At 72.5% G+C, this 9003-nt stretch carries 5 protein-coding genes and 1 pseudogene; 1 reads left to right on the forward strand and 5 read right to left on the reverse strand.

Going from position 1 to position 9003, the window contains the following annotated elements; genetic code table 11:
• Positions 1-82: 82 nt before the first annotated feature.
• Positions 83-1009: pseudogene (locus FV218_RS20925) on the reverse strand (VOC family protein); the annotation flags it as partial.
• 95 nt (positions 1010-1104) lie between these two features.
• On the opposite strand from FV218_RS20925, the gene FV218_RS20930 reads away from it, so the two are divergent.
• A complete protein-coding gene (locus tag FV218_RS20930; RefSeq protein ID WP_147711404.1) occupies positions 1105-2052 on the forward strand; it encodes a LysR family transcriptional regulator in 948 nt (315 codons plus the stop codon).
• Positions 2053-2523: 471 nt separating this feature from the next.
• Here the strand turns inward: FV218_RS20930 and FV218_RS20940 are convergent, their stop codons facing one another.
• From FV218_RS20940 to FV218_RS20955, 4 genes are all read right to left on the reverse strand, one after another.
• Positions 2524-5982, reverse strand: a complete 3459-nt coding sequence (locus FV218_RS20940; RefSeq protein ID WP_147711405.1) for an SbcC/MukB-like Walker B domain-containing protein — start codon at positions 5980-5982, stop codon at positions 2524-2526.
• An 88-nt stretch (positions 5983-6070) separates the two neighbouring features.
• Positions 6071-6703 (reverse strand): DUF4194 domain-containing protein, encoded by a 633-nt coding sequence (locus tag FV218_RS20945; protein WP_056092500.1) that lies wholly within the window; start codon positions 6701-6703, stop codon positions 6071-6073.
• A 400-nt stretch (positions 6704-7103) separates the two neighbouring features.
• The gene (locus FV218_RS20950) at positions 7104-7370 is read right to left on the reverse strand and encodes a hypothetical protein (protein ID WP_056092499.1); all 267 of its coding nucleotides are present in this window, start codon (positions 7368-7370) and stop codon (positions 7104-7106) included.
• A 132-nt stretch (positions 7371-7502) separates the two neighbouring features.
• Complete coding sequence (locus FV218_RS20955; protein WP_056092497.1) at positions 7503-8879, reverse strand: Wadjet anti-phage system protein JetA family protein; 1377 nt, start codon at positions 8877-8879, stop codon at positions 7503-7505.
• Positions 8880-9003: the final 124 nt, after the last annotated feature.

Below are 9003 nucleotides of genomic sequence, written 5' to 3' on the forward strand. Positions count from 1 at the left end.
GGCGGAGCCGACGGCCGCGATCCTCACCGAAATCCTCGGCTTCACCGAGGATGCGCGGGAAGGGTCCTCGACCCGCTATGCCAGCGGGGCGACGGAGGGCGGCTTCGATTTGGGCGCGGTGCGGCTCCAGGCCGGCGGGCAGCTTCAGGCCGGTGCCGAGGTCGGCCACGGCCTCGTCCGCGTCGAAGCCCGGCACGTCCGTGGCGATCTCGAACAGCACGCCGCCGGGCTCGCGGAAGTAGACCGAGCGGAAATAGGCCCGGTCGCGCTGCTCGGTGACGCCGAGGCCGTGGCGCGTGGTCAGCGCCGCGACCATGGCTGCCTGCGCGGCGTCGTCCGCCGCCCGGAAGGCGATGTGGTGGACGGAGCCCGCCCCCTGGCGACCGCGCAGGAACTCGCCGACCGCCCGCAGGGTGACGAAGCCGCCCTCCGTCGCCCCGCTGGCATAGCGGGTCGAGGACCCTTCCCGCGCATCCTCGGTGAAGCCGAGGATTTCGGTGAGGATCGCGGCCGTCGGCTCCGCCTCGCCGAGCAGCAGGGTGACCCCGTGCAGGCCCCGGATGGCGTGCTCGGCCGGGACGCCGCCGCCGGTCCAGGCCGCTGCATCGTCCAGATCGGTGACGCCCACGAGGGCCAGCATCATCCCGTCGGGATCGCGCAACCGCAGGGTCGGCTCACCCATCACCGCGACGGGGGCCTCGTGGACGACGCCCGCCTCGACGAGGCGCTGCAGCCACCAACCGATGGAAGCCCGCGGCACCCGGAACGCCGTCTCGCTGGTCTCGCCCACACCGACCCGGCCGGGGGCCGCATGGGCGATGGGGAAGAACGTCAGGATGGTGCCGGGCCGGCCGGTCTCGTCGCCGTAATACAGGTGGTAGGTGCCGGGATCGTCGAAATTGACGGTCTTCTTCACCAGCCGGAGGCCGAGGGTCTCCGTGTAGAAACCGAGGTTGCGCGCCGCCGAGCCGGAAAAGGCGGTGACGTGGTGGAGGCCGTGAAGGGTCATGTCGTGATCTCCGTGGTTCGTTGGAGACAAGATGGCCCTTGCCGACACGCGCGAAAACGGAAACGATGGAAACACATCGTTTCCGGAATGCGCATATGAAGCTCCCCGATTTCGAGGCCTGGGCGGTGTTCGCCAAGGTGGCCGAGACCGGCTCGTTCGGGCAGGCGGCCCGCGACCTCGGGGTCTCGCCCGGCACCGTGTCGAAGGCGGTGGGACGCCTGGAGGCCCGCATCGGCGCGCGCCTGTTCCACCGGACCTCGCGCAAGCTGGCGCTGACGGAATCGGGCCTCGCCGCGCGGGACGGCGCGGCCCGGCTCCTCGCCGAGGGCGAGGCGGCGGAGGCTGAGGCCCGCGCGGCGCCCATGTCGTTCGGGGTGACGCACGTGGCGCCCCTGCTGCCGGACTTCCTGGCGGCGCATCCGGGCCTGACCATCGACCTGCATCTCAGCGACGCCCTCGTCGACCTCGTCGGCGGCGGCTTCGACATCGCCCTGCGCATCGCGGCGCTGGCCGATTCGTCCCTGCGGACGCGCCGGCTCTGCACGGTCCACCGCTCCCTCGTCGGCGCGCCGGCCTATCTCGACGCGCAGGGCCGGCCGACGCATCCGCACGACCTCGCCCGCCACGCCTGCCTCGGCTACGCCTACCTGCCGAGCCCCGACCGCTGGCGCTTCCTCGGCCCGGACGGCACCGAGGCCGTGGTGATTCCGGGCGGGCCGCTGCGCGCCAACAACGCCGATGCGTTGGCGCCGGCCCTGCGGGCCGGGCTCGGCCTCGCCGTCCAGCCGGACTTCATGCTGTGGGACGACCTCGCGGCCGGGCGCCTGGAACGGGTCCTTCCCGGCTGGTCGCCGCCGCCCATCGCCCTCCACCTGATGACGCCGCCCGGCGATCCACGCCCGGCCCGGGTCACGGCGCTGGCCGACTACCTCGCCCGCGCGCTGTCGGCCGCGCCCTGGGCGCAACCGGAACGACCTCCCGCGCAGGGATTTCCGAACGAGACGCGGGTCCCCTCTCCTGGAAGGCACGGCGATCGCAGCTGATGGTCGCGGTTTGAAGCCGCCGCCGAAGGGCGTCGTCGAGAAGCAGAGTTTCCGGCGCGCATCCCCTCGCCCCGCCTGCGGGGAGAGGGACGCGTCTCCCCCCTGCCGGGGAGCGCGTCGAGGCGGCAGCCGACGGTGAGGGGGCGAATCCGGATGAGGCTCCTCCGACGCAGCCCCCTCACCGTCGCTGCGGCTCCGCCTGCGCTCGCCGCAGGCACGACGGGGTGCCTGCGGCCCTCTCCCCGCAGGCGGGGAGAGGGGGATGCGCGCAGACGCTCTGCGCGAACGGGCAAGGGCCGGCCCAAACGCATGCACCCATCTGCGATCGCCCTGCCTGAAAGGAGAGGGACAGGGTGGGGTGTGTGACTTTTCCGGAGAGTCCACACACCTCACCCCAACCCTCTCCTTTCAGGAGAGGAAGCGCGTCGAGACCTACGCCGACACTTTTGGTCCTTCCGAACGGGACCGATGTCACGCCGCAGCGCCGGGCAGGCGAAACCCCTCGATCCCCTGGCGTTCCGGGTTGATGGCGGCCAGCGCGCGCTTGGCGGCCTCGAGCGGGTGCTCGGATTCGATACGCACGCCCTTGAGGTCCGGGCTCTTGTAGACGGTGACGATGGTGTCCATCACTTCGGTGAGGGTCGTGCGCTTGTCCTCGGGGGCGGCGATGAGGAGCTGCAGGCCCCAGGCCTGGTAGAGGTCGACGAGGGCCTGGGAGTTGCGCACGTCGAGCTTCGAGAACGCCTCGTCGAGGAGGCAGAGGCCGAGGCCCGGATTCTCGTCGCCGGGCCGGTCGCCGGGATAGTAGGCCGAGGCGAGGGAGGCCGCGATGGCGACGTAGAACGGCGCCTGGGCCTCGCCGCCGGAGCCGCGCAGGGCCCGGTTCGACATGGTGGTGCGGTTGCCGGCGGCGTCGCGCATGCCGATCTCGTAGACGAAGTAGTTGCGGTAATCGGCCAACCGCGCCGCGCTCTCCTCGCCGGCGATGAGGGCGGAGATCTCCTCGATGGCCGCCGAGAGCGGGCCGTCGGGGGGCGTCGTGCCCTCGCCCGGCAGGATCGCCTGCGCCGCGTCGGGCGAGCGCGCGACTTCCGTGGCGAGCGCGTGGACGGCGGCGTAGCGGCGGTCGACGGCGGCCTCGAAGGCGTAGGTCTGGCCGGTGAAGGTCTGGCTCGACAGGCGTTCGTTCAGGGCGTCGAGGCGGGCGCGGACCCGCTCGAACTTATCGGCGAGGCGCGTCAGCAGATCCTCGGTCATGAGGCGGCGCATCTCGCCCTCGGCCCGCACGGCCTGGTCGCGGTAGCGCCGCAGCTCGTGGCCGGCGACCTCGTCGTAGGCCCGCCGGGTCCAGCCGTAGCCGAACGAGGCCGGGGCGTCGCCGCGCCCGAGGGGATTGTCGATGCGCCACTGCACGCAATACTCGGCCAAGTCGCGCTCGGCGGTGCGTCCTTGCGTGCGGGCCGTCTCCAGGGCCTCGCGGGCGGCGCTGCGGGCGGCGGTGGCGGCGGCCCCGAGTTCCTTGGCGTCAAGGCCGGCGAGGTCGGCGCGCGCCTTCGCCACGGCCCGCGGATCGAACCCCTCGGGGCGCACCAGCCGGATGCGGACGGTGTCGCCGCCGACCCAGCGGGCATGGGCCGAGCGCCGGGCGGCCAGGGCAGCGCGCGCGGCCTCGCGGGAGGACGCGACCTTGGCCTTCAGGCCGGCTTCCTCGCCGAGCAGGGCGTCGCGCTTGGGCTCCAGCACCTGCACGAGCTCGGTGAGGTAGGCCGAGCGCTCCTTGGCGAGTTCCTTGAGCTCGGCTTCGAGGGCGCCGGTATCGGCCTTTTCCACGCTCTCGCGCTCGGTGGCGAGGCTGCGGCGGCGGCCCTCGAGGGCGTCGCACTCGGCCCGCAGGGCCGGCAGATCGATGGGCGCTTCGGCCAGACGGAGTTTGAGCCCGGCGGCGATGCGGGCGGCCTCGCGCAGCACCCCGGCCTCGCCGCGCAGGCGCCGCGCCTCGGCCACCGCCCGCTCCATGGCGTCGCGGCCCTCCTGGGTCGGGCCGCGGCTGCCCCGCGTCATCATCAACTGGACCGGGCGCACCACCGAATAGGCCATGCCGGAGGTCGAGCGTCCGCTCGGCGCCACGGCGCGGCTCATGTGGGCCAGGGCCGCATCGTCGGGGGCGAGGTCGTAACCGCCCAGCCGGGCGGCGAGGAACGCCTCCGCATGGGGGTCGCGGGTCTCGATCATGCCCAAGGGGCCGTCGTCGTAGCGCCCGCCCCGGCGCCGGGCCGTGTCCGTCGTCTTCACCAAGAGGCAGCGGTAGAACTGGGCTTTCCGGGCTTCGAGATGGGCGAAGGCCTGGCCCAGGCGGTCGGGCTGCACCACCAGGGCCTCGCGGGCGCCGCCGAGCAGGCCCTCCAGGGCCATGCCCCATTTCGGCTCGACGATCTCGGCGAGCTCGCAGACCGGCACGGCGTCGATGCCGAGGCGGGCGAGTTCGTCCCGGAACGCCGCCACATCCGAGGACAGGCGCGCGCCCTTGGCCGCCCCGCCGCCGGCGAAGGGCGCCGACAGGGCCTGCGCCTCCGTCTCCGCCGCGCGGGCGCGCAGGGCCATGTCCTCGGCCGCCGTGTCGAGGGGACCGGCGATGTCGGGCAGGTCGATGAGCCCCGCCACCAGGGCCCCGAGGGGCCCGTCCGAGCGCAGGGTTTCCTCCGGCGGGGCCTCGCGGCGCAGCCCCGCGCGGGTGCAGGCCTCGACGAAGCGGGCCGCGCCGGCATCGACGCGTCGGATTTCGCCGATCACCGCCGACAGGCGTGCCACGTCGTGGATCAGGCCGACGAGGCCGGTGACCCGCAGGGTCAGGTCGCGCCGGTCGCGGGTGAGCACGGACAGGCCGGCATCGGAGGCGGCGAGGCGTCCCTGCGCGTGGGTCCCGGCCATCATCGCCTTCTTGGCGGCGATCTCGCCGTCGATGTCGCGCACGAAGCCCTGGCTCGTCGTCACGCTCTCACGGGCGATGCGCAGGCGTTCGGCCACATCGGCGAGGCCCGTGCGGGCGGTGGTGACCTCGACCACGCGGCGGCGGAGATCGGCCCCGGCGGCGCGCAGGTCGTCGAGGGCGGCCGCCAGGCTCGCCTCGGCCCAGGTCTCGTAGCGGGCGAGGATGCGGCCGAGATGCGACAGGCGCCGCTCCAATTCCTCGATGGTCTCGAGCAGGCGGCGCCAGTTCTCCACCGATTGCCGGATGCGGGCGACGTCGAGGGGTTCGGGCTCCAGCACGAAGGAGCGCACGAAGGCGGAGGAATCGAAGATCGGCTTGAACGCCACGGCGTTGGAGAAGGTGCGCAGGAAGTGACGGGGTTCCGGCACCGGCGCGCCCTCGCGCAGGAGCCCGAGCACCTCGGCCGTGAAGCGCTCGCCCGAGGCGCGGAACTCCTCGAAGGTCTCCGAGCGGATGCGCAGGTCCTTGGCGATCTCGGTCCAGGGCGCGACGAAGGAGCCGTCCGGGGTCTCGCGGACGTAGTCGGCGATCTCGAAGCGGTGGCCGGTGCAGACGAAGCGCGACAGGGTGGTCTCGCGGCTGTCCTCGGCCCGCGCCGCGAGCGCCAGCCCGACGGAGACGACGCGGCCCGAGACCAGGTTCTCGAACACCAGGACGATGAGGGTCTCGCAGGCCTCGCGGGTCGGTCGCCCGCCCTCGGCCGGGTCGCTGATCCAGCCGAGGCAGTAGTCACGCACCGTGCGGGCCGAGCGGCCGGACGCCGAGGCGTTGAGGGCCAGCCGGCTGGCGTTGTTGCCGGCCAGCACCGTGCCGACGGCGTCGAAGATCGTCGACTTGCCCGCCCCCGTCGGCCCGACGAGGGCCGTCGCGCCGCGGATGCGGATCTGCTCGCGCCGGATCAGGTACCAGTTCGAGAGGGCGATGTCGGTGAGGCGATACACGAAGGCCGGATCGTCTTGTCACGCTGCGAAGGATCGTCGGGCCTTCGGTCGCATGGGCGGGGGCGGCGAGGCAAGCCGGCCGGACCGATCAGGCGGCGTCATCCCCGGCGGAAGCCCAGGCCCGGACATGCTCCATCCAGGCGTCGGGCGACAGCACGCCGATGCCGGGCAGGACCATCAGGGGCGTGAGCTTTTCGGTCTTGTCGCGCTCGCCCAGGCGCAGGGCACCCTTGCGGGAGAACAGGCGCAGAATCTCCAACAGGCGGGTCTCTTCCGGAGGGTCGCTGCGGGTGGCGGTGCGGATCGATTCGGCGATGTCGTCGGTGGTGCACTCGACCACCCCCTCGGTGGTGACGCGGTGATCGCGCAGGCCTTCCTCGTAGGCGAGCCGCAGGGCCAGCAGCACCAGGGTCTCGTCCTTGCGCAGGCGCTCGGCCTGGCCGTCGTGGCGCACGCCGTCCGCGGGCACGCGCAAAAACACCATCTGGTCGCGGTGCGAGACCTCGAAACCGTACCCGAGGCAGGCGAAGTAGCCCTGGAAGAACGGCGCGTAGTGACGGGCGAGATCGTAGGTCCGGCCGATGCCGGGGGTGCCGGAATAGACGCACTGGCTCTTCAGCAGCACCTGCAGGGCGCGGGTCAGCTCCTCGTCGGAGGGCGCGCGGGCGCCGGGCGGCGGCGGCTCGTCGCCGTCGACGATGGCGCGGAAGGGTTCGAGCATGGCGGTGGTCCGGGACGCGAACGGAGCGCCGTGTCTATCCGTCCGGGCGGCGCGGCGCCAACGGGTTTGGCATATCGCGCAGGCAGCGCGGGTCCCCTCTCCTTCCAGGCTACGGCATTCACACATCTCGCGGGCAGCGCAGGTCCCCTCTCCTGGAAGGAGAGGGACAGGGTGAGGTGTGGGACTTATTCGGAGAGTTCGCACACCTCACCCCAACCCTCTCCTTCCAGGAGAGGGAGCCCCGGTGCGCCTCCCGCCCCCGTCCGGATGCCTGACGCTGCATGGAATCGGCCCATTCGCAGTTGTGTGAATCCTGTAGCCTTCCAGGAGAGGGGGGACCGGGGCGCTTCACGCCAATCGAGGAAGCCCTTCCCTCGCCCGAGGTAGGACGCCGCCCGGCTCAGGCGGCGGCGGCTTCGGCCTTGAACAGCGAAATGCTCTTGGTGTCCCGGTGCATGCTCAGGATCGAGGCGCGGTCGAGGGACGGATTGGCGGCGAGCACCCGGCGGACCTCGGCGACGATGCCGTCGTAGCGGGCGGCGTCGTAGTTCTGCTCCAGGGGGCTCACGGCGATGTAGGTCTCCACCACCAACACCCGCTCGCAGCGCTCACGCCCGACCTCGACGGCGACCCAGGCGGATTTGATCAAGCACTTGCCGGACACCATGGCCCATCTCCCGAAGACGCCGCATCCTTTCGCGGGTCACCGGCAGGATGAACCCTGTCTTCGCAGATGCCAAGGGCAGTCGTCAGACGAAAGGCCGAAGTCTCAGCTATCGCCGTTATTGCAGCGCACCAATCAGCGGGTCCGCTCCAGCAGGAAATCCGGGCAGTCGAGCCAGCCGTTGGCGACCCGGCCCTCGACGCGGGACAGGCGGTAGCGCCCGCTCAGGCTGCCATCGAACAGCACGTCGATCTCGCGCAGGCGCTGGAACACCACGAAGGCGTCGACATCGGCGATGGGCATCTGCGAGCCCCGGATGGCGCCCTTGCGCCCGAGCCTGTCCTCGACGAAGTCCGCCATCCGGTCCGGCGTCACGGCGACACGGTGCCGGAACGCGTCCTTGGCGGCGATGAAGGCCTCCACGGCCGGATCGAGGAAGAGTTCCGGCAGGGGCTCGCAGTCGATGGGCGGGCGCTTGAGGCGCGGCGCGTAGAGATGCACGGCGCCGATGGGCGGGCGCAGGAGCGAGATCCCGGCGGGCGGCATGTCCGCCATCGCCTCGGGCGCCCCGGCGACGGCGCGGAGCGCCGCGGCCGTGCGCTCGATCCGGTCGGAATCGCGGTGGTCCATGTAGCGTAAGGCCGCCGCGATCCGCCGCTCCAGGCGGGCGACGATGTCGGCGACCGCGTCGAGGTGGCGGTCGAGGCCCTCGAAGATCGCCAGGATCTCGGCGAGATCCGCGCGCACCGCCCGCTCCGCCGCTTCGACGTCGGGCGCCCGGCCCTCGCGCAGGCCCGCCTCGGCGAGGGCCCGCAGGGTGAGGGGGTCGCGGAGCGCCCGGCCCGCCTCGCGCACGATGCCGGAGCGGAACCGGAACGGGTTCAGGCGGGTGTGCAGGGTGCGGTAGTCGCTGACGATGTGGCGGGCGACGAACTCGTCGAAATAGAGCCGGAAGGCGGCGCGCTGGTCCTCCTGGGCCAGGATGCGGGCCTCGATCTTGCGCATGGAGCCGGCCAGCGTCCGCAGGTGGCTGAGGAAGGCCCGCGACGCCTTGGCGGCGTTGACCAGGGCCTCGGAGCGCTCGGCCGGGTTGGCGGTGGCGCTCTCCAGGCTGCCGAGCACGTCGAGGACGGCGCCGCCGTAGGAGCGGGTCTCGCCCCGGTCGAGGCGGGCCAGTTCCTCGATGAGGATGCGGGCCTCGGGATCGAAATCCACCACCGGCACGTAGCGCTCGCGCCGCTCCACCAGCCAGCCGGCCTCGAGCAGGCGCCGATAGACAGCGGAGCGCCGCTCGATGGGATCGACGGGGGTGGTCTCGTCGTCGGCGATCTCCCCTTGCGCGTAATCGGCGGAAAAATCGCCGATGGCGGCCAGGAGTTCGGTCTTGCGCAGGGCCTCGGCCGTATCGCCGAACACCCGCGCGTGCAGGTGCAGCAGCAGGGCCGCGTTGAAGGCCCGGCTCGGGGAGGCCAGCGGCCGGAACAGGTCGTCGGAGAGGCGGGTGAACAGCATGGGGGGCGGACGACAGCCCGTCCGGGCGGCGGCTGTCAATCGATCCGGGGGCCGCGACGGGACCGACCGGGCCCCATCCCGGGGGGAAGTCCGCCCCGGGGGGAAGTGCGTCCCGGGGGACGTG

The organism is Methylobacterium sp. WL69, from assembly GCF_008039485.1.
In the GTDB taxonomy this organism is placed as follows: Bacteria; Pseudomonadota; Alphaproteobacteria; order Rhizobiales; family Beijerinckiaceae; genus Methylobacterium.